Source organism: Vibrio sp. A37 (assembly GCF_059777565.1).
This window is the reverse complement of record NZ_JBLNLI010000002.1, coordinates 384217-410372: the sequence shown is the minus strand read 5'-3', so window position 1 is coordinate 410372 and position 26156 is coordinate 384217. Positions and strand designations below refer to the sequence as shown.

Below are 26156 nucleotides of genomic sequence, written 5' to 3'. Positions count from 1 at the left end.
TTTCTATACAACAATACCGTTTTATTTTGTTGGATTACCAAATGGGCTCTATACAGTATTTATCTCTGTTTATATTTATGGTTGTATCGACCATTACTCCCGGTCCAAATGTAGTGATGGTCACTGCATCAGGTGCTAATTTTGGAATAAGGCGAACACTTCCACATCTGTTCGGCGTGTCCGTTGGTGTTTATTTAGTCATGGGATTAGAAGCGTTAGGGATTAATCAGTTGTTCTCTGCGTACCCTTCTATTCCACTTTTTATTAAAATTGCCGGCAGTATTTACTTAACTTACCTTGGGTTACGCTTATTCCAGAAAGGTAAGCCTGATCAACAATCAAAAAAATCTCGACCGCTTTACCTTAGAGAGTCAGTATTACTCCAATTTTTAAACCCCAAAGGATGGATTCTTACTCTAACGGTTTTATCGGGATATACGTTGCAAGGTGATTTATACTGGATGTCTGCATTGGTTGTCGTCAGTATCTATGCTTGGACATGCCTGTTTACGACTGGGTTTTGGGTGGTGTTAGGAAGTCAAATAGCAAAAATACTCTACGATGACAAACATTGGAAGATTTTTAATCGCGTTATGGGTATTTTAACTATTGGCTGCGCCGTGATGTTGTGGAGTGGCTTTTAAAAATGATAACTGGCAGGTGTCCACCTGCCATCTTCAGTAGTTTAGAAGTACACTTCAACAGGCATGCCTTCGATTAGCATTTCTTTATTAAGTTTATCGTCTGTGAATGACAACGTCACTTTCATTAACGCTTTCTGTCCTTCAAAAGGTTTTGCTAATTGGGCTGGCAACTTTAACGCGAGCTGAGTTGGTTGAGAAACTTTCGCAATATACGTTTGTCCATTTGGAAGTTTTATCGTCGCATTTTCTCCCAACTTGGCTTTTTCTATGTATTTTGCGTCCAAGTATGCATCGATCTCTGCAGGATGAGACAAACGAGAAAATGTCATTACTTCTGTAGACGCTTCAATACGCTCACCCACTCTGCCCAGTTCATTAATCACCCTGCCATCAAAAGGGGCTTTTACCAGCAATAATTCTTCTTGCCCCTTCTTCTGCATTAACTCTGTTTGAAGTGTTCGAATTATATTGGATAAATCACCCACATAGTCTTCGTCTGCGCCACGAATTCTAGCTAGCTGTAATTGAAGAGTAGCATTGGAAAGCTGAGATTGAGTCGTATAGTAATTATTTAATACCGACGCATAGTCAGCAGTACTTACGTGGCCTTTCTTAAAGTAGTCGTCATACTTTTTTTTGATTGCGACCATTTCTGTATAGTTTTTCTCAGCATTCTTTTTGGCCACTAAGTATAAAGACACTTCGTCTCGCTCTCTTTTAGAGCTATATAGCTGTAGAGATTTTATCTCCGCTTCAAGGTACTTAATTTCTGCTTCCAAAACCACATTCTTAAGCAAAAATAGAGGCTGGCCTTTTGAAACGGTATCGCCTACTTTCACATACATTTCACTAATCGTGCTATTTTCTGGAGCGACGATATCTATCGGCTGGTAAGTAACAATCCCCGGTGCTATGGTGAAAATTTGTGGCCGAATAAGCCAATAGATAGTAAATAACGCTGGCGCTAATATTGCTGACAAAAGCAAAAACCAACGAAGTCGATATCCTGTTCGTTTAGCTTGTCCATAGGCAACCTTTACTCCTTTTTCAGAAGTTGGACTTTTTTGCTTTTCTAGCATAAATCTAACTTTCAAAATTTCTTCCCTCTTTTTAACACCCACCAAGGCGCCATGCTGGACTCTTCATGCGAACGTCTGATTATTTCATTGAATATCGAAAATGCTGTGATAAACCGTGAAAACAAAGCGTAGATTGGATACAAAAGTAGCCATCCTGAAAGCTTGATATCGCTTTGCTTTCTTTCTGAGATTAGTACCCAGTAGACGACAAATTTAATTACCACTACGGCCAAATACACGGAATAGATCAATATCGCTGCGGTCAATGATAGAACCGCTGGGTACGTAACTAAAATATGTACTAAATACCAAATGACAATAACAGGTAGTAGTACATTTTTTAGCACTCCATAAACTAAGGTATACAAGAATACCGGCCAACCCAGAAGCTTTGGTGATAAACCTTTGATATGTTTGCGCACATACAAAAACATCAAGTCACCATCCCACCTTAGCCTTTGTAAGATAAAGTCTTTAATTGTTTCCGGTGCATCTGTATGACCTATAGCGTGTGGAGTAAAAGCAAGCTTGGTATTCCTATATCTCCCTTTGTATTGCTTAAGCCTCATGGTTAAATCAAGATCTTCAGCAGTATGCGTGTCCCAGCCACCGACCCGCCGCAGAACTTGTTTACGAAAAGCCCCAAATGCACCTGAAATATTGTTAAGTAGCCCAAATTGAGTGGTACCCGTCTTGCCTCCTTGCATAGACATCATATATTCCAAAGCTTGCATTCTGGTTAATATGTTAGTCTTAGCGTTACGGACACGCAGTGCTCCACCTGAAGCGATGACATTTCTATCTCTAAATTGCTGTGCCATCACCAAAGCCATGTTATTGTCGAAAGAGGTATCACCATCCACGTTGATGACCAATTCATGGCGCGCTTTCAGTAGCCCTGTATTTAGTGTCGATACTCTCCCACCGCGTTGCCATTTTGGCACTACTTTTACCACGCGATCTTTTCGTCCTAGGTAGTCATGAAATGCTCTCATAGCGGCCTTGTAGGTATGCTGATTCTGGACCGCTCCATCAACAACGGCGAGGATTTCAATATTGCCGGGATAAACCTGCTCGACAAGAGTGTCTATAGTTGAGCGAATGGCTTCCCCTTCCCCGTAACAAGTAATAATAAAACTAATAGATGGCGTATGAGGTAAATCCGCTGTTTTATTTTTCCAATGCCATCTGAATATGCCAATAATCATTAGCATAATGAGTGGAGATTCGGCGATCAGTATCATTGGAAAAAATGAAACTAACACGTCAAAGTTAGCTGTTACTTGAGCAAACAGCTCTCTTACGCCATATGAGATATATCCGAAAGAATCAATCATTCAACTCACTCGTTCGGTTTTTCATCCATTGTTTTATATCTATTAGTGATGGGTCTGGTAGTTGCCAATGGTTAACTCTGAGTTCAATCAGATCGGACTCAATGAGTGTTCCAAATTCTTCTAGCCTTTTGTAAACGACTTCGAGAAAGTCGTATTCAAAATGTGGTAACAGTGCAAAGATCAGGTCATCACCGTACTGACAACTTAAGTCAGTGTTTCTAAAAAGCTTCTCTAAGTGTTCCGAAAGTTGAACGATCAGTTCTATGTAAGCTACATCACCATGAGTATTTATATACTCACGCGAGTTACTGATTTTTAGCCCGATAAGGAGGTCTTTTTGAGAATGGCGTATAGAAAGTTGGTTTTTCCACACTAATGCTGCTTCAAATGCAGCGACATTCGTTGTGCCTTGAAGTTGAATATTGAAGTTTGGGTTGAGTTGTTCTTCAAATAGGAAACGTTGGGCATTTTCCCCAACAGTGTAAGAATAGAATGTTTGCGCTTGGAGTTTATGGGTATCGTTTATGTGGTCACAGCTCAGGCACTTTGCGATAACGTTGGCTTCAGCAAACTCCTTTTTACAGCTATTGCAGTGATGCATTTCCAATGGTCGATCGTAATCGACTCCAATATGCTTCAACAGTGTCTTGCATGTTGGGCACTGCATAGATTGGGTTTTCATAAACTCGCTAGCATCGTCAACGTGGCCGCAGGTAAAGCAGTGCAACGCGTCATACGAAACAATATCTATATCAGTACAAGATGGGCATGAATCGACATAGTTTAAATGACCGGAGTTACACCTTTCGCAATAGCGAACACGATCAATACAATCTCCAACTGACATAATATCCAGCTGAATCATCCTATGTAGATATCGAAAAGGTGTTTTCTCTTGATTGTGGTAAATATCAAGTAGCGGATATCGGTATAATTCTTTGTTTAATAGTTCTTTTTTAGGTGCAAGCTTTCTATCAGAGTCTAGCCAAAGATAAGCAAGTAAACGGTCCTTAGGCTCCGACTGAAGATATTTTAACTTGTCCGATATAGGCTGTATTTTGTTTTTGGCCAACAAGCCATCGGAAAGAAAATGACTAAGAGGGCTTGTTTTGAACGTATAAATTCGCCAAGTCCAACCAAACTCTGAGTGATGTATTTTCTGAAGCAAGTCATCCTGTTGCTCTGGAGGAAGATTTATTATGCATATTTGCGCGCGCTCTCGAAATATATTTTCGCTTGGCTCCCTGAATTCGAGATTTAGCTCTAATGCGGCGAGTTCGTCACAGTGAGACCCAAACAACGTGACATAATCGGCATTAACCAACATAGTATTATCCCCTTTTAACATGCGATGTACGCATAGTCCTTGTCTAACTAGATGAATGTAAAAAAACATCAACTATTTAGACAACATATACTTCCGCACTACCAATTTCAACGCAGACATAGAAAATATTGAACCTAGAAAGTGTTTGGTGATTCCTTCTTCAACTACTAATAGAGCTGATTATGAATTTAGTGCTTTCGAGACTATTTAAGAGGGCTGTATTTAAGGCGAGCAGGCAAATTCTCTTGGTATTTTCCTAACAGCTTCTTGTTGATCAAGTTTTTAGTTTGATGATTCCAAACTATTGTAGGACTCCATATACCGTTAGAATTCAAGATTTTGACTGCTTCCTTAGCAGCAAATTCGCCTTGTTCTGCCGCAACATGGCTAAGAACGAGCCCCACGTAATCAATCATGAACTCATTGGTTGACGCCGTTAATGTGGCTGTTGATTGTTTGATAAACTTATGCGCAGATTCTTTGTTCCAGTCTGCAATACCCGCGTAATTGACAAAAATCACGAATGGGGCTTTCTGAGCTTCTATAAATGACTTCTTGAAGTCTTTATAGTTTTCTACAAACATAATGTTTAGCCGAACACCTAAAGATTGAGCAATGGTTGAAAAAATACCGACACTTTTTCTCTCAGATAAAGTGTTTGCAGCAATAATTACTCCCTCTTTATCTTCAGTCATTTCTGCTAAAGCAAAAAGTAGCTCTCTAATCGGCTGAACTTCAATCATGCCAGATGTGTTTTTGAATGGGTAACCATATTGGTCAATTGTCCAATTTATCCCGTTAAAAACCACTGGAATATCATGATTTTTCATATACGGAACTACAAAAAATTTTGATGCGTTATCATCAGTAGCAATAACAATATCTGGTTTCCACTGCTCAACGATACGATATGCTAGCGCCGCTTTTTCCCTCGCATAAGACTCCTTTTTATTTCTTTTCGTATCCATTTGAAAATATTTAATTTCGCAGCTGCCCTGCAAGTGCTCAAATATCGCATTGACATTCTGGTCTTGCCAAAGGTAACCATCGTGATATGAAGTCACAATGAGGCAACGAGAATCACTGGCATAGGCAAAATAACTGAAAAAGCCGAGAACGATTAACAGCGTAAGATTGGTCATTTTGCTCATACATTCAACTCCATTGCCCATGAATTTAAGGTTAGAATAACAAACCACCTTACCCAAGGGACTTTAGCGAGTTGTTTTAAATATGAGAAAATTATCTACGAATATATTAGTGATAAACGGCCATTAGATAGCTGCGAGCTGTTTGTTTATTAAGCATTTAACTTGAATTCAACATCATATCTTGAAAATTTAAAATAAGTGTCTAGTCCAATAAAATATGCACTAATGTTTTATTGTTTTCTGGTGGCAACATTATATTTAAGTCTATTGTCTTTTGACCTTTTGGATAAGTGATTGACCAAGTGGTTTCATTCTTTTCTATTTGTACATTTTTCTGATGCGTCGTGATAGTAAATGGAGCATCTGAGTTGATTAAAACTGCATCACCCTTCTTATTTGTCACCTTGCCGTAATATTTATTTACACTAAAAATACACACTGAATTCACAGTACATTGAAAACTTTTCGTTGGAGTAAAATTAAACGTTCTCCAGAAAAACGCGATTAAAAGTACCACTAACATCACGGAAATCTGCGCCAATCGCCCTTTGGTAAGTTTTTGTGCTGGCATATCTCGTTTTCTCCCATGCTACAAACTTCAAACTTTTGAAATCTAAAGAGCAAAACCCTATGAGTTATACGGTTATAACTCTGTCATTAAAATGTTAAATCAAGTATAGTTTTACGTTGAATATATCGCTGTTTGTAAATCAAAAATATAAATAACTAAGGAAGTAAAGTTTATTTATATTTTTGGTTTGGGCGATATTACGACATCAGTCGTGTCGGAAGTAAAGTGTAGTTAATTAGAAAAATGGAAACATGCAACATGAGCCATGAAACGAAGCTCGAGCAAAACTACAACTATACGGTCGTCCGCCAATTTACCCTAGTGACTATTCTCTGGGGCATTGTAGGTATGTCCGTTGGTGTTTTAATTGCCGCCCAATTAGTTTGGCCTCAGCTAAACTTTGATACTCCTTGGCTGACATACAGTCGGCTACGTCCACTCCACACCAATGCCGTTATTTTCGCATTTGGTACCAGCGCCCTTTTTGCTACCTCTTATTACGTCGTACAACGAACTTGTCAAACTCGATTGTTTGGTGGTCCGCTTGTGCCACTTACGTTTTGGGGTTGGCAAGCCATTATTTTGTCTGCTGCCATTACACTGCCATTAGGGTATACCTCAGGTAAAGAATACGCAGAGTTAGAATGGCCTATCGATATTGCTATCGCTATTGTTTGGGTTGCTTACGCCATTGTGTTTTTCGGTACTCTGGTCAAGCGTAAGACATCGCACATTTACGTTGCCAACTGGTTCTTTGGTGCATTTATTATCACGGTTGCGGTTCTACATATCGTCAACAGTATGGCAATACCATTGAATCTAGGTAAGTCCTATTCAATGTACGCTGGTGCAGTGGATGCAATGGTTCAGTGGTGGTATGGTCACAATGCGGTTGGATTCCTTCTTACTGCTGGTTTCTTGGGCATGATGTACTATTTTGTTCCCAAACAAGCCGAGCGCCCTGTCTACTCTTATCGCCTATCTATTGTTCACTTTTGGGCTCTCGTATCTCTTTATATTTGGGCAGGCCCTCACCACCTACACTACACCGCTCTGCCAGACTGGACTCAATCTCTTGGTATGATCATGTCACTTGTTCTATTTGCTCCATCTTGGGGTGGTATGATAAACGGTATCATGACTCTTTCTGGCGCGTGGCATAAATTGCGTTATGACCCTATCTTACGATTCTTGATTGTGTCTCTATCATTTTATGGCATGTCTACCTTTGAAGGGCCGATGATGGCTATTAAAACCGTCAATGCTCTCTCCCACTACACCGATTGGACAATTGGTCACGTTCACTCTGGAGCATTGGGCTGGGTTGCTATGGTATCAATTGGCTCTGTTTACCATTTGGTTCCTAAATTATTTGGCCAAGAGCGCATGTTCTCGATTCGACTCATCAATGTGCACTTCTGGTTGGCGACTGTAGGTACAGTTCTTTACATAGTCGCAATGTGGATTTCAGGTGTAATGCAGGGATTGATGTGGCGTGCGGTTAACTCAGATGGAACATTGACTTACAGTTTTGTGGAATCTGTTCAAGCATCCTACCCATTCTATACATTGAGATTTATTGGCGGATTTATCTTCCTGCTTGGTATGTTCTTAATGGCGTACAACACGTACAAAACTGTTTCAGCTCCAAAAGATAGCTTAAAAGCTGTCCCACAACCGGCATAGGGGATTAAAGAATGAGTTCTAATTCAAATAATCGCCATGAGGCAATTGAAAAAAATGTCGGCTTGCTTGCGATCTTGGTAGTGATTGCCATTAGCTTTGGTGCTTTGGTAGAAATTACACCATTAATGTTCCAAAAACAGACAACGGAGCCTGTGGAAAATCTGCGTCCTTATACTGCTTTAGAAATGGAAGGGCGTGATGTATACATCCGAGAAGGCTGTAATGTTTGTCACAGCCAAATGATTCGCCCTTTCCGAGCAGAGACCGAACGATATGGTCACTATTCTGTTGCAGGTGAAAGTGTTTGGGAACATCCATTCTTGTGGGGTTCTAAAAGGACGGGCCCGGATCTTGGCCGCGTTGGTGGTCGTTATTCAGATGAGTGGCATAGAGTTCACCTGATCGATCCTCGTGAGTTGGTTCCAGAGTCAAATATGCCTGGTTTCCCTTGGCTCGCAGACAATGTTCTTGATGGTAAGTTAACGCAGAAAAAGCTTGAAATTTTCCGCGATAACTTTGGCGTTCCTTACACGGACGAACAAATCGCAAATGCTCAAAAAGATGTTGAAGGTAAAACAGAAATGGATGCCATTATTGCTTACCTTCAATCACTTGGCCATGCGATGAAGTAAGGAGGCGACATGGATATTGGTACTATTCATAGTATATGGACTGTTTTGTTGTTCGTCTGCTTCATTGGCGTTGTTTGGTGGGCTTTCGGAAGTAAAAGAAAGGCCCGCTTCGAAGAAGATGCCAACATGATCTTCGACGAAGATGAAAAGGAAAAAAGCTCAACTAAGGAAGGAGAGACCAAGCAATGAGTACTTTCTGGAGTATCTGGATTACCGTTATTACAATAGGTACGCTTGTCGGTTGTGCTTTGCTTCTACGCTGGTGTTCAAAGAACCAATCGGACGTCGATGAAGGCGCTGATATGGGGCATGAGTACGATGGCATACGTGAGCTCAACAACCCTTTACCTAAGTGGTGGACTTACCTATTTATTTGTACCTTAATTTTTTCCGCTGTGTACTTGGCACTCTATCCAGGTTTGGGAAATTTCAAGGGATTATTAGGTTGGACAAGTTCAAACCAAAATGTACGGTCTTTAGATGAGTCTAAGTCTTCTGTCGCCAGTGCACAAAGTGAAAAGCGATTGGATCAATATGCGAAAGAGCTAGATGATGCAAACAAATATTTTGGTGAAGAATTCCAACTACTTGCGTACGCAAAAGATGGAAAAACGCTGTTACCTTTACCAGAAATTGCAAAGAATCCAAAAGCACTAAAAGTTGGTCAACGTATTTTCTTGCAGAACTGCTCCCAATGTCATGGCGCTGATGCGAGAGGACAAAAAGGCTTCCCTAACCTAACGGATGATGCTTGGCTCTATGGTGGCGAACCCAAAGCCATTATTGAGACGATCCGAAACGGTCGGATTGGCCAAATGCCTGCTTGGAAAGAGGTGCTTGGCGAACAAGGCGTAAAAGAAGTGGTTAGCTACACGTTGAGTCTTTCTGGCCGCTCTGTTAACGCTAGAGAAGCCGCAGCAGGTAAGAAACGCTTTGTCGTTTGCGCTGCATGTCATGGTACAGATGGTAAAGGCAACCCTGCGGTTGGAGCGCCTGACCTAACTGATCAATACTGGATATTTGGTGGTTCTCGCGCCGATGTTACTGCTACGGTCATGAATGGTCGCTCGGGTGTTATGCCAGCATGGAAGGACATTCTTGGTGACGACAAAGTACAGTTAGTCGCTGCGTACGTTTGGAGCTTGAGCCAACCTGAAAAAAAATAATCAGTATAACTCTAGGGTGACTTAGAGTTCACATGCCCCAGTAAAATGCTGGGGCTTAATTCTCCTAACGTTTCTTATTTGGTTGTTGAGAATATGCTTATGGAAAAGCCTTGGTATAAACAGTTCTGGCCGTGGTTTCTAATCATTTTGCCTCTAATTGTTGTGAGTTGGACAATCGCAACAGTCATCATTTTCTCAAAGAATTCAGTTTCTTTAGTTACGGAAGACTATTATAAAAAAGGCAAAGGGATAAACGTCGATATTAGTAAAATCAACGTTGCTAAAAACCTAGGTCTAACAATTAACTTGGTATCTAATGATGACTCGATCGATTTTAAATTGAGTAAAGGTCAACTTGAACACTACCCTGCCATCAAAGTGCTATTTGCACACCGAACCCTTCCCAATCGTGATTTCTCAAAGCTTGTAACGTCCGATGCTAATGGGAACTATAAGATTACCCTCGACCATAAGTTAAAAGGCCCATGGTTTATTGAAGTGAGCCCACACGACGACGCTTGGTTAATTCAAGGCCGGGTAAATTTCCCTGTAGAACGTTCAACCGTTTTAATGAACTAGCCTATGTGTAATAGCTGTTATCACTGTGGTGAGGAAGTCCCGAATAATAGCCACTTCCAAGTTGAAATTCTCGGACAGCAAAGAGAAATGTGTTGCCCAGGCTGTCAAGCTGTCGCACAAACGATAATCGACAGCGGTTTAGTTTCGTATTACCAGTTTCGTACTGAGGTTGCCGACAAAGCTGATCTCATACCAGAACAACTTCAAACTCTCAGCAATTTTGATAATGCAGAAATTCAATCAGAATTTGTAAGAGACACAGAGCATGGCCAAGAAGTGACATTGTCACTCGCAGGTATATCTTGCGCCGCATGTGCTTGGTTAATAGAGAAGCATCTTTCTGGTTTTGAAGGCGTTTTGTCTATTAGAGTTAATACGACAACAAATAGAGCTCTCTTACGCTGGGACAATTTAAATATAAAGCTTAGTCAAATATTAAATGCTATCCATCAGCTGGGTTACAAAGCTTCCCCTTTCGAGGCTGACAAACAAGAAGCTGAATACCATCAGGCAATGAAGCGCTATTTGTATCGTTTGGGGATCGCTGGGCTAGCAACGATGCAAGTTATGATGCTGGCAGTGGCGCTTTATTTTGAAGTGTTTAGCGACCTAGATGAGCAATTCAAATCTTACCTTCGTTGGGTAAGCCTGATATTTGCCACGCCCGTCCTTCTTTACTCTGCATATCCTTTCTATATCAATGCTTGGAGAAGCATAAAAAATAAAACTTTGGGTATGGATGTCCCCGTCTCTATCGCGCTTATATTTGCTTATATTGCCAGTACTTATGCGACAGTAACTGAAAAAGGTGAAGTATTCTTCGAGTCAATTTCAATGTTCACCTTCTTTTTACTACTTGGTCGTTTTCTTGAAATGCGAGCCCGTAGAAAAGCTGCGGCGGCAAGCGGTAATTTGCTTAAATTGGTGCCCGCCATGGCAACGACGTTAGATGGTCATCAGGTGGCAGTAAAAAGTCTAAAAGTGGGTGATAAAGTACGCGTATTACCCGGTGAACATATTCCAGCAGATGGCAAGCTCATTTCCGGCCAAGCTTTTGTGGATGAGTCCATGTTGACTGGTGAGTCTATTCCTGTCTCTAAAAAGCAAGGCGACAAAATTTTTGCTGGGACCTTAAACGGCGAAGAGTCATTTGAATTAGAAGTACATTCAACAAAAGCCAATTCAACATTATCCGGAATTGTGAAACTTCAAGAAGAAGCGCAATTATCCAAGCCCAAAATTGCCGAGTTAGCCGATTTAACCGCCCGATATTTTGTGGCTGTGCTTTTAATTGTTGCTGGCATAACTTGGTTGTACTGGCACCAACATAAGCCTGAAGACGCTTTTTGGATTATGCTGTCGGTATTAGTTGCTACCTGCCCTTGTGCTTTGTCTCTAGCCACCCCAACTGCGATAACCTGTGCAACATCTAAGCTTAGCCAAATTGGCATTTTGTTACGTCGTAACCATGTTTTCGAAACCTTATGTAAAGTGAATCATTTAATCCTTGATAAAACAGGAACTTTGACTGAAGGGAAAGTGACATTAAAGTCGACAGAATGCCACGCGAGCTTTACCCAAGAGTCTTGTCTATCCTTAGCGGCTTCGTTGGAAGCGCATGCCAATCACCCTATCGCAAAAGCGTTTACTGAATATAGAGATTCTTCGTTTAAAGTGGATGATATAGAAAATTGTATTGGCGAAGGTGTCGTTGGGAAATACCTTGATGAAGAAGTAAAAATCGGTAGTGCTTCTTTTGTATTAGGCGATAGGACGATAGACGAACCGAATTGTGTGTACTTGAGCTTAAATGGTAAGCACATAGCTACGTTTAGTTTTCACGATCCTCTTAGGCAAGATGCATCGGAATTTGTCCAACAGTTTAAATCTGCAGGAATAAAGGTCACTTTACTGACCGGTGACACGAGCAGCAATGCTCAGCCAGTCGCTGAAGCAGTAGGAATATCGAGTGTCGTCTCTTCAGCAAAACCACAGGATAAATTGGCCTTTTTAAATGCTCTTCCTTCAGAAGATATCACGTTGATGGTTGGTGACGGTATTAATGACGCCCCTACTTTGTCCGGAGCGCATTTGTCCGTAGCAATGGGAAGCGGTACCGACGTTGCAAAAGCATCGGCAGACATGGTTCTTTTAAGTGATAAGTTAGAGAAAGTCAGGCAGGCAAGGCTTTTTGCCATAAAAGCACGTAAAATAATAAGAGAAAATCTTATGTGGGCGTTAGGCTACAACTTGCTTGTACTGCCTCTTGCGGTAGGTGGGTTCATCGCACCTTACTTTGCGGTGGTCGGTATGTCTGCTAGCTCAATTATTGTAGTATCTAACTCTCTTAGACTCTTAAAGGATTGAATCGCAGCCATGGAAAGCTTATTTATCCTCATTCCGATAGCTATAGTGTTAGTTTGTGTCGCTGCAGCCATTTTTCTTTGGGCAGTAAAAACCGATCAGTTCGAAGATTTAGAGCGACAAGGACACAACATTTTGTTCGACGACGATGACGAGCAGAAAATCGACAACAAGGAACATAAAGAGTGACAGCAGATCCTTTGGCAGCACTTACAATAGGATTGCTAGGTTCGGCCCACTGTATGGGAATGTGTGGTGGAATAGCATCTTTACTCTCTTTAAAACAAAGTCAACGTTCGATTTTAATCCCAATACTATATAATGTTGGACGAATTTTGAGCTACATGTTGTTTGGTGCGCTTGTCGGAGGTGCCATTTCGACTATTTCTGGTGTATCTTCAACCGGACAAGCACTCACATGGTTGAGACTTGTCGCTGCGGTGTTTATGATTTTGCTCGCCCTTTATATTGGTAGTTGGTGGAAGGGTTTACTCTTTGTTGAGAAGTTAGGGGGATATATTTGGGTATTGATCTCCCCTATTGCTCGTACTTTGATGCCGATTAGAAAACCTATTTATGCCTTACCATGCGGTTTCATCTGGGGTTGGCTACCTTGTGGGTTAGTATATTCAGTACTTACATGGGCAGCAGTTTCAGGTAGTGCTTTGCATGGTGCAATCGTCATGTTGTTCTTTGGTATCGGTACGCTTCCAGCTATGTTTTCTGTGGCCTATGGCTCTACATTCTTATCCAAAATCCAGCAATCAGTATTCATTCGGCAAGTAGCAGCCATTTTGATTTTGTTTTACGGCATTTATACGGGGCACTTGGCACTTAAACTACTCAATGTGCTGTAACACACAGAATTAATGACCTTTTTATCTCTATCCATTCCGCGAAATGAGTGCTAAAATATTGATGTACATCAAATCGTGAAAGGTTGCTATGATTTCCGAAAAGCCGAATGCCAAGCGCGTACAATCTGGCGGTTGTGCAATCCATTGTCAAGATTGCAGTATTAGCCAGCTATGTATCCCATTTACACTCAATGAAAACGAACTCGATCAACTCGACGAAATCATTGAGCGTAAGAAGCCTATACAAAAAGGCCAAGAGATTTTTAAAGCTGGAGATAATTTAAAATCTCTTTACGCTATTCGCTCTGGAACAATTAAGAGTTATACGATCACAGAGCAAGGTGACGAACAGATTACAGCTTTTCACTTAGCTGGTGATCTTGTTGGTTTTGACGCCATTACAGGTGATGTTCACCCTAGCTTTGCTCAGGCCTTAGAAACCTCAATGGTTTGTGAAATCCCTTATGAAACTCTTGATGATCTTTCTGGGAAAATGCCTAAGCTTCGTCAGCAAATCATGCGTTTGATGAGTGATGAAATTAAAGGTGACCAAGAAATGATCTTGTTGTTATCTAAAAAGAACGCTGAAGAAAGACTGGCTGCTTTCCTATTTAATCTATCTTCTCGCTTTTCTCAACGTGGCTTCAGCCCAAGAGAATTTAGATTAACCATGACTCGTGGTGACATTGGTAACTACCTTGGTTTAACTGTTGAAACCATCAGCCGACTACTTGGCCGGTTCCAAAAATCAGAAATTCTGAGCGTCAAAGGAAAGTACATTACTGTACTAGACCACGATGCACTGAAAGAGCTAGCAGGCGTTACAGAATAGTCCTCTTCTATGACGCAGTTCTAAACTGCGCTGCGTCATACTTCCTTCAGATAAGTCCCTAATTCTCTAAACTATTTGCCTCAACTACGCTACATTTAATTATGTTTATACCTGAGCATAAGGAAAGCGTATGAGTATATACAACAATATCTTAGTCGTAGCGGATATTAATCATGATGAGCAACCTGCCTTAACTCGTGCAATGCAACTTGCCTCCAAAAGCCAATCTCGTAGCCACATTACTTTTTTCCTTTCTATTTATGATTTTTCTTATGACATGACCTCTATGCTCTCCATCGATGAAAGAGATGCAATGCGTAGAGGAGTAATACATCAACGTGAACAGTGGATGACAAAAATCTCAACGGCTTATGTTAATGACACGGTTGATTTTGAAGTCAAAGTGGTATGGCATAATCGTCCCTATGAGGCCATCATCGCTCAGGTATTTTCTGGCAACCATGATATTGTGATTAAAGGGACAAGAAAGCATGATGTCCTGGAGTCTGTGATTTTCACTCCAACAGATTGGCATTTATTGAGGAAATGCCCTACTCCAGTTCTACTGGTTAAAAACCAAGTTTGGTCTGAAAACTCCACTATCCTTGCTGCTGTGCATGTAGCGTCAGAAAGTGAAGCTCATATCGATCTCAATGACCGTATGGTCGAACTTTTGTTAGATATATCCAATCGGCTAGAGGCAAAGCCTTATCTCGTAAACTCATACCCTGTCACCCCAGCTAATATAACCATTGAGTTACCGGAATTTGACCCTACAACTTACACTGACGCTGTGCGTGCTCACCATCTGATGTCGATGAAAGCTCTGAGACAAAAGCATTCGATAGATGAAGAACAGACGGTCGTCAGTCAAGGGTTACCAGAAGATGTTATCCCAGAAACAGTAGAAAGCTTAAATGCAGCGATGGTGATTCTTGGTACAACAGGTAGAACGGGGTTATCTGCGGTATTCATTGGCAATACAGCTGAGCACGTCATTGATAAGATTGACTGCGACGTTTTAGCTCTTAAGCCACATGGCTTTGTTAGTCCGCTGGATCCAAAAAATGCGGTCTAATCGATATAGTTGGAGAAGTTAAGCTTCTCCAACTGCTTTCTTACTATCACTAAACGTTGGTCACATCGATAAACAAAGATTCATCGATATTTGTTGAAGATACCGTTGCTTCGTTAAACTCATACTCCTCTCGATCACCTTGCCTATCTAGCGGTAGGTTAACAAAGTCAAAGATCTGCTTATCTGCAAGCTGACTTGGACTAACATTTTGGATTGACTTAAAAATACTCTCAACTCTACCGGGAGTTTTTTTATCCCATTCAATCAACATTGATTTGATGGCTTGTCGTTGTAAGTTTTCTTGAGAACCGCACAAATTACACGGAATAATTGGGAATTGTTTGTGCTCAGCATACTTAATTAAGTCTTTTTCTCGACAGTATGTAAGAGGTCGAATTACCACATTTCTACCATCATCTGAACGTAACTTCGGCGGCATAGCCTTCATTCTTGAACCATGAAACATGTTTAGGAATAAAGTTTCAACGATATCGTCTAAATGATGACCAAGTGCAATTTTTGTGGCACCAATTTTTTCCGCAAAAGAATATAAAGTGCCTCGTCGCAATCGTGAGCATAATCCACAAGTTGTCTTCCCTTCAGGAATTTTTTCTTTAACTACAGAGTATGTGTCTTTATCAACGATATAGTATGGGATATCTAAAGTTTCAAAGTACTCAGGAAGAACATGTTCAGGAAAGCCTGGTTGTTTTTGATCTAAGTTAACTGCAATTACTTCAAACTTAATTGGCGCTGCTTTTTGCAAATTAAGCAAAATATCGAGCATTGCAAAAGAATCCTTACCACCGCTAATACATGCCATAACAACATCATTTTCTTCGATCATGTTGTATTCAGTAATAGCATTGCCCATATTTCGTCTCAGGCGTTTTTGTAGTTTATTAAACTCTAATGTTTCTTTTCTTGTGTCTATCTGATTCATTCCGGATTCTCTTGCTGCTGTCAGGATTATGCTTATTGCTAGCAGCCCATAAATTTACGGGAGTTTGTAGGGCGTGGATTATACGTTGTTTTTTGTGATGTTGGAATATAGGAAAAACCCCAGCTATTCTCTACAGAATTGTTGGGGTTCGTAACATTGAGAATGACATTTCTGTCTACTATCTGCTTAATATCGCACTTAATTTTGACTAAACTTGAATTGGCTGATTTCTACCGTTAGTGTATCGGCTTGCTCAGATAACTTTTTGAGTATATTCTCCGCATCATCAACCTGAACCCGAACGGAAGATGTTGAATCTGCAATAGATGTAATACTACTATTAATTTCTTCAGTTACCGCTCGTTGTTCTTCTGTCGCTGAAGCTACTTGCGTATTCATGTCGCTAATCTCACTTAGCTTAGACATAATTTCAGATAACATATCAGTATTTTTAGTGCAGGTTTCTACACCTTGCTGGACCGTTTCATTCGCACTTTCAATGCCGTTAGATACATTATTTGTTTCGCTTTGAAGCGCATCGATTTTCTCACGAATTTCTTCGGTAGAGGCCTGAGTTCTACCCGCCAATGAGCGAACTTCATCTGCAACCACAGCAAACCCTCGGCCTTGTTCTCCCGCTCTAGCTGCCTCAATAGCAGCATTTAGCGCAAGTAGGTTCGTTTGCTCTGCAATACCTTGGATAACATCCAACACCTCAGCAATTGAGCTGGTTTCTTTGTTTAAACGTTTAATTGCATCTACAGACGTTTCCATTTCTTGGTTCAATTGACTTATTTCACGACCCAGGACTTGTCCTATACTTACACCTTGTGTACCAGACTCGCTAGCATGTGAAACATCCTCAGATGCTCTACTGGCGAATTGAGAAACTTCGGAAATCGACACGCTCATTTCATTGATAGCCGTTGCCACTGAGGTTGTCCTATTGTTTTGATCCAAAATAGACGATCTTGTTTCTTCCATACTTTTGGACATTGTGATGGCATCTTGTCTTAGAGTTTGAGAAGTCGAAGAAAATTGCGTAAATACATTTTGAAGCTTAGAAAATAAAGCATTTAGTGACACAGATAATTCTGTCATCTCATCACGACCCACTTCCTGAAGCCTTTGGGTGAGATCGTTACTATCACTGATGTGTTTTATTTTTTGAGAAGCTGCCGAAATAGGTTTAGATATGCTACTACCTACAAAATAAGACAAAATAACGGAAAGGATTACAACAATGAGGATAACCACCACTATGGTGTTAAATACAGTGTCCATTAGCGCTTGAGTATCTGCCATCGCCTCTGCAACATCGACTTCTGTTAATATGGCCCACGGTAGCCCAGCAGCATCGATTGGAGCATACGCGGAAAATACATCTACTTTTCTGTAATCTGGTGTAATCAGAAATCCACTTTCCCCATCTAAAGCTTTACGTGAAGCTATAGTATCAACAGGTTGACGGCCGATCGCTGAACCCTTATCCTCAATCTGTTGAATTACATCTGCATTGATGCCTGCCAACTTAAGCGCAGAAAAGTAGTCGCTAGGGGCTTCAATCAAAAAGCGGGATTGGCTGCGTAAAAGGCCGTCAGGACCCACTAAATAGGATTCACCACTGTCCCCTAATCCAATATTTTTCCAAGCTTCATTAAATGTCATGATGGCATTGATTTCATCGACAGGCATCTGGAAGATAAGCACACCCACTTTTTTGTTTTGATGATAAATAGGTGTAGCTATAAAAGAAGCCGCTGCCTCGTAAGAAGGATAGTAAGGAGCAAAGTCTTCTAAGTGATACTCACCCTTATTTTTATTTACAGAATTTATGAATGCGTTGGAGATACCACTACCTCGATAAGGGCCTTGTCGTAAATTCGTCGCGAAATCTAACTCTTTGAATACGGAATAAACAATGTTCCCGTCTAAATCGACTAAGAATATGTCGTAGTAGCCAAATGCTTCTAAAAAATGCTTAATCGAAGGGTGGTAAATTTGATGAATCTCGTCATAAGTTGTACCTAGAGAATCCGCCATTAACAAATGTTTTTCTCCAAGCGGGTTAGAGTTCAATGCAATATAACGAGTTTGTAAAGCTTGGGCTTTCTCCGAAAGTTGCTGATACTTTTGCATTGCATTTGAGGCTTGTCCTTTGTTCGCTTCTTCATACGTTGCCCCAAACTGCTGGGTATAATAATCGGTTAGTTTGCTTTTGTCGTTTTCCGACACAGTGTTACTTGGGTATGACTGAAAAGTACGTTGAAATTCGACCATGGCTTGTTGAGTGGCAACATCATCGGCTAGTGTATCCAATTGCAATCTAATTTGATTAAAATATCTTTCTATTTCACCAGACTTTATCTCTCTTACCGAAATGAGCTGGTTTTTTGTTCGCTCATATAAAGCTGATTCTGAAAGTTTAGAAACCTTCCACCCTATAAATGTACCTGCGAGTATCAAGCCTGTAACACAAAGCAATGTGCTGGAAACGATGATTTTTGATGCAATTTTCATAGCCGATCCTTGAGCCAGTCCTAGATTTAAGCCACATATTCCAAAACCAATCAACGTTCGAGTATCAATTATTATATTTATCGTAACTAAGCAAAAGCTCAATAGTGCAATCGCTAACTTATAACATAGTATGCATACAGGGGGGATGTTTAATTTTTTTAATAGTATTTCGTACCGTCAACATGATATGTCAGCTATAAGATTGATAAATATACAACTTAGATATTCGGGAAGAGAAAACATATGAAAAGCATGATCAACAAGATCAGGTGAACAACTCGTAGAAAAGGTGTGATAATTTATGTTTTTGGAATCTCTTATTATGTCTCGAAACGTAAATTACCACACGGTCAGATTGGGTGTTTTATTTAGGAATATAAGGTAAAACTCGGCTGGTTTTTTCAGGGAGAACGATGCTTCTACCTGTACCAATATCGCTCAACAGAATGTGTGCCTTTCCGTTAACAATTGGTTTAACTAGTCCATTTGAAAACTCGATCTCCGCAGCATTTTTATCGGCAAACTCTAAAGTAATACCTTCAACATCTGGCGTAAACCAGCTTGAGAATGTCCCTCCTAATTCACTTAATACCGATTGCATTTGTGTTACTAAGTTTTGAACCTGTGCATAAGAAACGGTTCCAGAAAGCTGTTGCCTGGCGACAATAGAAGTCGAAAAGTCGCATTCCTTCCCTTTAGCGGTATCAATGAAAACCAGTGGGTTTGCTTCTCTAAGGTTTGAATCAAAAGGAACAATCAGTTCTTTGTCTGGTGCTACTTTTAAATTTTCATGGTGCTTGTCATTTTCCATCCAAGCTTTTAACGGTGTACAAAGACGACCTGTTTTTTTATTTACGAAGAAAAATGCGACTTTTACGCCTTGGTGCTGTTTAGACTCGTTGGGTTTTAGCTGAGAATATAGCTTAGAGTACGTAAATACATATTGCTGACCCCAGCTATTGAACGATGCTAACAATGTTAGTGTCGCAATAGAAATAAGTTTTTTTGAACGGTTCATTGTGTCCAATACTGCTCGTTACGTTTGATCATAGTTTGTAAATCATCAACATACGCCTGCCCTCTCTGGGAATACTTTAACAATCCGTTTGTCAGCGCAAGTGCTGAACTGTCGCTTAGAAGATCCGCTTTTTGCTTCCGCAAGTCAAATCTTATTTGGCGCAATGCTAGGTAAGCTTTGTTACGGTTTACATTCATAAAATAGGCATGAATGGATTGCTGAACGGAATGGTACTTTGCCACTTCATAGGTACTGCCAGCAGGTCGATTAAGTGGTACTAAGCCACAACCTGACGTGTAACACCACTGGCCGAAGTAATTGTTCCCTTCTCTAGCGAATCGTGATGTTCCCCAAGCAGACTCATTCGCTGCTTGAATCAATACTAGTGCGTAAGGAAGCACGTCAACATGATGTTCCATTGAATCAAACCAATTGATATCTACACCACTAGCGGGCACTTCTACCCGGTAAAGTTTACCTAACCTAACGGCATAGCTTTGATCTTCAGAGGAGAAATTACCTTGTTCAAAATCATGCCTCATCTTTCCAAGCCTAGCTCTCTCTTTAAGAATTCGAGAGTTTTCCAATTCGACACCTTTTTTGAGAAACTCAAAGAAGCGGCGCTTCCTCTCTGCCACATCGGAAATGGCACTAAAATCAGGTGAGTTTGATAAGGTCGTAGGTGAGTCTGCAATGACCGCACCTAGCGAATAATCGGCTTTGTCCGTTTCGTTGTCCGGCTCATTCATATAACCATGTGTAAGATAAAGACTAAAACCTGCGATTACTCCAAAAAACAATACTGAGATTCCCTTGTTACGCATGAAATACCTGAGACTTGTTGTTACCTTGATCGTCATCGTCTGGCTTACGCTCTGTTACTATGCGAAGTTTAATACCAAACATATTTCGATAAACGATCCCTTTGACATGGAAGAAAAACGGTAACACAAATATCAAACCAATCCCATAAAATATCGTAGCCAAAATAAACATAAACAAAACGAGTAAATAAACGCCAGTAAGAACGAAGAATTTTTTGTTTACTGCTCTAAAGGATAGGATTAATGCTTGAAGTGGTGAAATCCGCTTTTCACAAATAAGAAGTGTCGAGTTACTAAAAGCCATCGAGATATAAAGAGAAAGGAAGGGAAACAGCAAGCCCGCAACACCTTGCAAAATTAAACTGATTAATGTCGCGATAATAAGTGGCACAGTGAATTGTAGCCCTTTCCCAATATGCCGAAGATTAGTAGATAAACCTGCGGCATGACTCATTGCCATTAGTGAAACCCCCGCATATATAGGTACGCTAATGACTTCATAGCTAAAATTAGCGATGAATATCGACTGCATAATGTTTTGAGTTAGACCATTTGGTTGTTCTATGGCCTTTAAAATAACTGATGGATCTCCGATTTGTAGTCGAATCGCAATATAAAAAATAACCAATTGGACAACAAGTAAAATTACTATGGCCGGTGTAAAGGAGAAAAAGTTTTTAATGGTATTGTTCCATGCTTCCTTAAGAATGCTACTGGCTTTTAACTCATAATCTCCAGAAATAGCGGTTTCTACGGTACCACCTAAATTAAAATCTTTCTCGACTTCGTCTTTCATTATCTATTCCGAGATAGCTGGTGCTATCTTATTTGTTAGAGAAATTTCTTTATTATACTTGAATGTTATCAATACTAAAATCTTCAATATATACATATAGTTAGCACACCCTTCCACTTTCTAAGGAAATATCAATGGTAACCTTTTGAATTTTAAAAGATAAATCCATTCAGACTGCTGCGTTATGCTATTTTGTATCAAGATACTAAAGTACTTAATTGAACTGTAGATGAACATTTAGTTTTGCATTTGTAATATCTCGTCAACAAGTTTGGCAACTTCTACACTAGCTTTACCGTAGCGTTTCTCTTCAAATTCACTTTCTATTGCACTCGGCTCCAAGTTAATTTCAATGGTATGAGCCCCATGCATTCTCGCATCGTGTACAAACCCGGCGGCTGGATAGACGACTCCTGAAGTGCCAATCGAAATGAAAAGGTCTGCTTTTTCAAGGGCTGAATATATTTCACCCATTCTAAGCGGCATTTCGCCAAACCAAACTACATGAGGCCTAAGCTGAGCGGGTATCTGGCAGCAATGACAAAGGTCGCCGGTCAAAATATCTTCGTTGTGTTCTACTGTTTGGTTAGATTCAGAACAGCGAGCTTTCAATAGCTCACCATGCATATGAATGACGTTTTGGCTTCCACCCCGCTCATGCAAATTATCAATGTTTTGTGTCACGATAGTCACAGAGCCATCAAGTTCTGATTCGAGCCTACCGAGAGCAATGTGAGCAGCATTAGGCTCGATTTCTATAGATTGTAAGTTTTTTCGGCGTTGGTTATAAAACGATTGAACAAGGTCAGGATCTCTTACAAATCCTTCTGGAGTGGCAACGTCTTCAATACGATGATCTTCCCATAAACCATCTTGAGCACGAAATGTTTGGATACCAGACTCGGCAGAAATCCCCGCTCCAGTTAGCACAACGACATTCTTATAAGGAAACTTCATTAAAGGCCCTTTTTTATAGTTATTGTTAACGATTTTAAAGCATTACATATTTATCTATGTTGGTACAAGTTAAAGAGAACGGTTTCAGAAAAGTTTTGCTTGCTTCGTTAGCCTATTAGCCATGTAAAAATAAAGGCACCTTAATTGGTGCCTTGTGAGAGGAAGTATTTGTTCGCATTGCCATTTATAAAATACAGTGATTAATCCTCATTAATTGAAGATATCTTATGAATAGCTAGATCTGCACCATTGAATTCATCTTCTTCTGAAAGCCTTAAGCCTGTAAATTTATTTATCGCACCATAAACAATGATTGAACCAATAACAGCAATAAAAATGCCTAACACAGTTCCAATAACCTGCACGGTAAAGCTTACTCCACCAAGGCCACCCAATGATGTTTGACCAAAGATTCCTGCGGCAATACCTCCCCATGCACCGCAAACTCCATGTAATGGCCATACACCAAGTACATCATCTATCTTTGTTTTATTTTGTAGGTAAGTAAATAGGTAGACAAAAAGTGCGCCAGCAACGGCACCAGTAATTAAAGCTCCGATTGGATGCATGATGTCTGAGCCAGCACAAATTGCGACAAGTCCAGCTAAAGGCCCGTTGTGAATAAAACCAGGGTCATTTTTGCCCGCAAATAACGAAGCAAGTATTCCACCAACCATAGCCATTAGAGAGTTTATCGCTACTAAGCCGCTGATCCCGTTTATTGTTTGTGCTGACATGACGTTGAAACCAAACCAGCCAACACATAAAATCCATGCTCCTAGCGCCAAAAATGGTATGTTCGATGGCGCAAAGTTGGTATGTTTACCAGCTCTAACTCTTCCTTTTCTCATTCCTAAAAATTTTACAGCGACAAGTGCTATCCAGCCCCCTACACCATGAACAACAACCGAACCTGCAAAGTCATGAAAGCCATATCCAAAATTTGTCTCTAACCAAGATTGAAAGCCATAATTGTTGTTCCAAATCATTCCTTCAAAAATTGGGTATACAAAACCAACAGTAAAAAATGTCGCAATTAGGATCGGATAAAAACGCGCCCTCTCGGCAATACCGCCAGAAACAATAGCTGGAATAGCTGCAGCAAAAGTAAGTAAAAAGAAAAACTTAACCAACTCATACCCATTGCCTTGGGCTAATGTTTCAGCACCAACGAAAAAGTGGCTACCGTAGGCAACTTGATAACCGATAAAAAAATACGCAATAGCTGAAACACCAAAGTCCGCCAAAATTTTTACTAATGCATTAACTTGGTTTTTTTTTCTAACTGTACCAAGCTCTAGAAACGCAAAGCCGGAGTGCATTAAAAACACCATAATTGCACCTAACAACAAAAACAAAGTATCTGAACTTTGTGTTAGAGCTTGTACCGCTCCATACACTTGACTTGCGTCTTGGCTCATTAGAAAACTCCCCTTCGAACTTTAAAATGCACATTATTTGTGCCACAGAAATATCGTGCTCACCAAAGTGGTGAAAAACGCTAAAAGGAGCCTAGTAAGCAAATATCGAACCAGTTTATTAAGTAACGTCATATTGGTTAAAAAGCTTCGCTATCCCTGTTGTTTTCTCGTTTAAAAAAATATTTTTGTAACGGCAAGAAAATTCGACGCACAAATTTAGTGCATAGCGTTTTCTTTTTGCACCAACTTGATAACTAACCCCACGTCAGATCAATAGTAATTTTGAATAAAGTAAGCTGGGAGTATAGATTTTGGCGGGTAAGGCATTCTTGATAAACGAATTATCTTAAAGCTCAAAACAAATCGATCAATTGACATGCCTTTCTTGTAAATTGATAAAGTTAATATTATGTTTTTACCGTATGACATAAAAATATCATAAAACTGTAACATTACTCTAAAATACGTCATTTAAGGAGCTACTATGGCTGGGAAGCTTTCCTCTGCACCAATCTTTGATTTTTCTTCGATTAGGGCAAAGTTGCTGCTGATCGTTTCATTATTTTTGATTAGTATTTTTGGCTACGCGATATTTCAGCACAACAGCTTAGTAACGTTAAACCAGTTGGAAGCGGCCGCAAAAAACAATCTCACAAGTGAAATAGAGTTGCTTACATTAAGGCGCCATGAAAAAGATTTCCTATCCCGAAAAGACCCCAAATATATAAAAAGATTTGATGACACAATTCTTAAACTTCAAGAACGCGTAACCCATTTGGGAATGTCGTTGCATTCGTTTGACAACAAAATCGCATCTGAAACTAATTCAATCCTCAATACCCTCGAAAAATACAAAGACCAGTTTCATCATTTATCCGGCATAATTTTATCTATCGGCTCAAGTTCTGGTACTGGCCTACTGGGTGATCTTCAAGAGTCTCAAGATGCACTCCAAGCCGCTGTTAAGTCAATCAATAACGAAGATAAGTCACTTCTCATGACGCTTGTTCAGCTAGAGTTAAACTATTTGCTTACTCCTTCACAGTCTCTTGCTCAAGAGATACGCGATCAACACCGCATACTTCAGACTCTAGCGACTCAGCATAACTTTGTTGATGCATTTATGCTTCATACCCAAACATTTAATCATTTAGTCAATTCATTTGAGTCATTAGGCTTAAATGAAAAAGCTGGGGCTCGAGGTACGTTACGAAACAACGTACACCAAGCTGAAAAGAAGCTCATTCAATTAAATGACTCCATTGGTAGTTTAGTGCTAGAAAACAGTTCCAAAATAGAGCGAAATTTATACATACTAGGTGCTCTGATTGCCCTATTGCTCTCTTTTACGTTAATTTCAATCTCCACTTCAATTACCAAGCGAATAGAGGCAATTACTCATTTGATGGAAGATATAGCAAAAGGAACAGGAGACCTTACAGTTCGTATGCATGCAAAAGGCAAAGACGAACTGGCTAGGTTAGCTAATTCCTTCGATTGCTTTGTGACTAATTTACAAAACAACATTACCGCCATCGCTGATGTTATGCACTTGCTGCAGGATAGTACTAAGTCATCTAGTAAAATTGCGCAAGGCAGTATGAACAATGCTCAGCAACAAAAAATAGAATCTGAATCAGTGGCTACAGCAATTAACGAATTGGTAGTGACAAGCGAAGAAATCACCCAGAATATCGAGTATGCTGCCAATAACGCTAGAGCAGTTAAGAAAGAAGCTGACAAAGGCCTTAACTATACCCAAGAAGCGAATAGCAGTTTATTACTACTGTCTGAAGATGTGAAAAAGTCACAAACTATGGTAGCTGGACTAGAACAGCAAAGTATTGAAGTTCATAACATCATCTCGACAATTCAAGGGATCGCAGAACAAACAAACTTACTTGCGTTAAACGCAGCAATTGAAGCCGCTCGAGCTGGTGAAAGTGGTCGTGGCTTTTCTGTGGTTGCCGATGAAGTCCGTCAGCTTTCTCTCATGACCAATAATTCTATACAGCAGATTGAGTCCACGATAAATGGCTTAACTCAAGGTGTTTAAAATACCGTTGCTCTCATGCAAGATAGCTTAGTCAAAGCTGATGATACCAGCTCAAAAACGTCTCAAGCACTAGATTCAATTAATCAAATTTCAAAACAAGTCACTGAAATGTTTGACTTAAACTCACAGATTGCGACCGCTTCTGAAGAGCAATCTATGGTGTCTGCTGAAATAGATAGGAATGTTGTCAGAATTGCTGAATTGGCGAGTGATACTCATCAAAGAGCGAAAAAGTCTGTGATGAGTATTGAGCAAGTGAATCAAGTTAGCGTAAAGCTTGATAACATCGTTCAGCAGTTTAAATATTAACCACCCCTG

At 40.2% G+C, this 26156-nt stretch carries 25 protein-coding genes; 13 read left to right on the top strand and 12 right to left on the bottom strand.

The window, feature by feature from the left end:
- The first annotated feature begins 41 nt into the window (after positions 1 to 41).
- Entirely contained in the window at positions 42 to 644 is a 603-nt protein-coding gene (locus ACM2FC_RS05455) for a LysE family translocator (RefSeq protein WP_498479854.1), read from the top strand.
- Between the two features lie 41 nt (positions 645 to 685).
- On the opposite strand, the gene ACM2FC_RS05450 is transcribed toward ACM2FC_RS05455, so the two are convergent.
- The 5 genes from ACM2FC_RS05450 to ACM2FC_RS05430 all read right to left on the bottom strand — a co-directional run bounded on the left by ACM2FC_RS05450 (position 686) and on the right by ACM2FC_RS05430 (position 6109).
- On the bottom strand, positions 686 to 1738 hold the full coding sequence (locus ACM2FC_RS05450; RefSeq protein WP_498479853.1) for an HlyD family secretion protein: 1053 nt from the start codon (positions 1736 to 1738) through the stop codon (positions 686 to 688).
- A complete protein-coding gene (locus ACM2FC_RS05445) occupies positions 1735 to 3060 on the bottom strand; it encodes a glycosyltransferase family 2 protein (protein WP_498479852.1) in 1326 nt (441 codons plus the stop codon). Before ACM2FC_RS05445 ends, ACM2FC_RS05450 begins: the two co-directional genes overlap by 4 nt.
- Positions 3053 to 4387 carry a TackOD1 domain-containing metal-binding protein gene (locus ACM2FC_RS05440; protein ID WP_498479851.1) on the bottom strand — a complete coding sequence of 445 codons (1335 nt, stop codon included), beginning with the start codon at positions 4385 to 4387 and terminating at the stop codon, positions 3053 to 3055. The genes ACM2FC_RS05445 and ACM2FC_RS05440 overlap by 8 nt, the downstream gene beginning before the upstream one ends.
- Positions 4388 to 4590: 203 nt before the next feature.
- Entirely contained in the window at positions 4591 to 5538 is a 948-nt protein-coding gene (locus ACM2FC_RS05435) for a hypothetical protein (RefSeq protein ID WP_498479850.1), read from the bottom strand.
- A gap of 202 nt (positions 5539 to 5740) precedes the next feature.
- Positions 5741 to 6109, bottom strand: coding sequence for a hypothetical protein (locus ACM2FC_RS05430; RefSeq protein WP_498479849.1), 369 nt, complete (start codon positions 6107 to 6109; stop codon positions 5741 to 5743).
- 258 nt (positions 6110 to 6367) lie between these two features.
- On the opposite strand from ACM2FC_RS05430, the gene ccoN reads away from it, so the two are divergent.
- From ccoN to uspE, 10 genes are all read left to right on the top strand, one after another.
- Positions 6368 to 7795: a cytochrome-c oxidase, cbb3-type subunit I gene (ccoN, locus tag ACM2FC_RS05425; RefSeq protein ID WP_498479848.1), complete on the top strand. Its 1428-nt coding sequence runs from the start codon at positions 6368 to 6370 to the stop codon at positions 7793 to 7795.
- A gap of 11 nt (positions 7796 to 7806) precedes the next feature.
- Positions 7807 to 8427, top strand: coding sequence for a cytochrome-c oxidase, cbb3-type subunit II (gene ccoO, locus ACM2FC_RS05420; RefSeq protein WP_498479847.1), 621 nt, complete (start codon positions 7807 to 7809; stop codon positions 8425 to 8427).
- Positions 8428 to 8436: 9 nt separating this feature from the next.
- Positions 8437 to 8616, top strand: coding sequence for a cbb3-type cytochrome oxidase subunit 3 (locus ACM2FC_RS05415; RefSeq protein WP_498479846.1), 180 nt, complete (start codon positions 8437 to 8439; stop codon positions 8614 to 8616).
- Complete coding sequence (gene ccoP / locus ACM2FC_RS05410; protein ID WP_498479845.1) at positions 8613 to 9593, top strand: cytochrome-c oxidase, cbb3-type subunit III; 981 nt, start codon at positions 8613 to 8615, stop codon at positions 9591 to 9593. The genes ACM2FC_RS05415 and ccoP overlap by 4 nt, the downstream gene beginning before the upstream one ends.
- 99 nt (positions 9594 to 9692) lie before the next feature.
- Positions 9693 to 10172 carry a FixH family protein gene (locus tag ACM2FC_RS05405; RefSeq protein ID WP_498479844.1) on the top strand — a complete coding sequence of 160 codons (480 nt, stop codon included), beginning with the start codon at positions 9693 to 9695 and terminating at the stop codon, positions 10170 to 10172.
- A 3-nt stretch (positions 10173 to 10175) separates the two neighbouring features.
- On the top strand, positions 10176 to 12539 hold the full coding sequence (locus tag ACM2FC_RS05400; RefSeq protein ID WP_498479843.1) for a heavy metal translocating P-type ATPase: 2364 nt from the start codon (positions 10176 to 10178) through the stop codon (positions 12537 to 12539).
- Positions 12540 to 12548: 9 nt separating this feature from the next.
- Positions 12549 to 12725 carry a cbb3-type cytochrome oxidase assembly protein CcoS gene (ccoS, locus tag ACM2FC_RS05395; protein ID WP_498479842.1) on the top strand — a complete coding sequence of 59 codons (177 nt, stop codon included), beginning with the start codon at positions 12549 to 12551 and terminating at the stop codon, positions 12723 to 12725.
- Positions 12722 to 13393, top strand: coding sequence for a sulfite exporter TauE/SafE family protein (locus tag ACM2FC_RS05390; RefSeq protein WP_498479840.1), 672 nt, complete (start codon positions 12722 to 12724; stop codon positions 13391 to 13393). The genes ccoS and ACM2FC_RS05390 overlap by 4 nt, the downstream gene beginning before the upstream one ends.
- An 88-nt stretch (positions 13394 to 13481) precedes the next feature.
- Entirely contained in the window at positions 13482 to 14225 is a 744-nt protein-coding gene (fnr, locus tag ACM2FC_RS05385; protein WP_498479839.1) for a fumarate/nitrate reduction transcriptional regulator Fnr, read from the top strand.
- A gap of 130 nt (positions 14226 to 14355) precedes the next feature.
- Positions 14356 to 15303 (top strand): universal stress protein UspE, encoded by a 948-nt coding sequence (gene uspE, locus ACM2FC_RS05380; RefSeq protein WP_498479838.1) that lies wholly within the window; start codon positions 14356 to 14358, stop codon positions 15301 to 15303.
- Between the two features lie 49 nt (positions 15304 to 15352).
- On the opposite strand, the gene ttcA is transcribed toward uspE, so the two are convergent.
- The 7 genes from ttcA to ACM2FC_RS05345 form a co-directional block, all read right to left on the bottom strand.
- Complete coding sequence (ttcA, locus tag ACM2FC_RS05375) at positions 15353 to 16246, bottom strand: tRNA 2-thiocytidine(32) synthetase TtcA (RefSeq protein ID WP_498479837.1); 894 nt, start codon at positions 16244 to 16246, stop codon at positions 15353 to 15355.
- A gap of 198 nt (positions 16247 to 16444) precedes the next feature.
- Positions 16445 to 18766 carry a methyl-accepting chemotaxis protein gene (locus ACM2FC_RS05370; protein ID WP_498479836.1) on the bottom strand — a complete coding sequence of 774 codons (2322 nt, stop codon included), beginning with the start codon at positions 18764 to 18766 and terminating at the stop codon, positions 16445 to 16447.
- A gap of 364 nt (positions 18767 to 19130) precedes the next feature.
- Positions 19131 to 19784 carry a DUF2987 domain-containing protein gene (locus tag ACM2FC_RS05365; protein WP_498479835.1) on the bottom strand — a complete coding sequence of 218 codons (654 nt, stop codon included), beginning with the start codon at positions 19782 to 19784 and terminating at the stop codon, positions 19131 to 19133.
- Positions 19781 to 20608: a glucosaminidase domain-containing protein gene (locus tag ACM2FC_RS05360; RefSeq protein WP_498479834.1), complete on the bottom strand. Its 828-nt coding sequence runs from the start codon at positions 20606 to 20608 to the stop codon at positions 19781 to 19783. Before ACM2FC_RS05360 ends, ACM2FC_RS05365 begins: the two co-directional genes overlap by 4 nt.
- Positions 20601 to 21404 carry a hypothetical protein gene (locus tag ACM2FC_RS05355; protein ID WP_498479833.1) on the bottom strand — a complete coding sequence of 268 codons (804 nt, stop codon included), beginning with the start codon at positions 21402 to 21404 and terminating at the stop codon, positions 20601 to 20603. Before ACM2FC_RS05355 ends, ACM2FC_RS05360 begins: the two co-directional genes overlap by 8 nt.
- A 237-nt stretch (positions 21405 to 21641) precedes the next feature.
- Positions 21642 to 22361, bottom strand: a complete 720-nt coding sequence (gene cobB / locus ACM2FC_RS05350; protein WP_498479832.1) for a Sir2 family NAD+-dependent deacetylase — start codon at positions 22359 to 22361, stop codon at positions 21642 to 21644.
- Between the two features lie 200 nt (positions 22362 to 22561).
- Entirely contained in the window at positions 22562 to 23782 is a 1221-nt protein-coding gene (locus ACM2FC_RS05345) for an ammonium transporter (RefSeq protein WP_498479831.1), read from the bottom strand.
- A gap of 484 nt (positions 23783 to 24266) precedes the next feature.
- On the opposite strand from ACM2FC_RS05345, the gene ACM2FC_RS05340 reads away from it, so the two are divergent.
- Both ACM2FC_RS05340 and ACM2FC_RS05335 read left to right on the top strand, forming a co-directional pair.
- Positions 24267 to 25838, top strand: coding sequence for a methyl-accepting chemotaxis protein (locus ACM2FC_RS05340; RefSeq protein WP_498479830.1), 1572 nt, complete (start codon positions 24267 to 24269; stop codon positions 25836 to 25838).
- Between the two features lie 15 nt (positions 25839 to 25853).
- Positions 25854 to 26147 carry a hypothetical protein gene (locus ACM2FC_RS05335; RefSeq protein WP_498479829.1) on the top strand — a complete coding sequence of 98 codons (294 nt, stop codon included), beginning with the start codon at positions 25854 to 25856 and terminating at the stop codon, positions 26145 to 26147.
- Positions 26148 to 26156 lie beyond the last annotated feature (9 nt).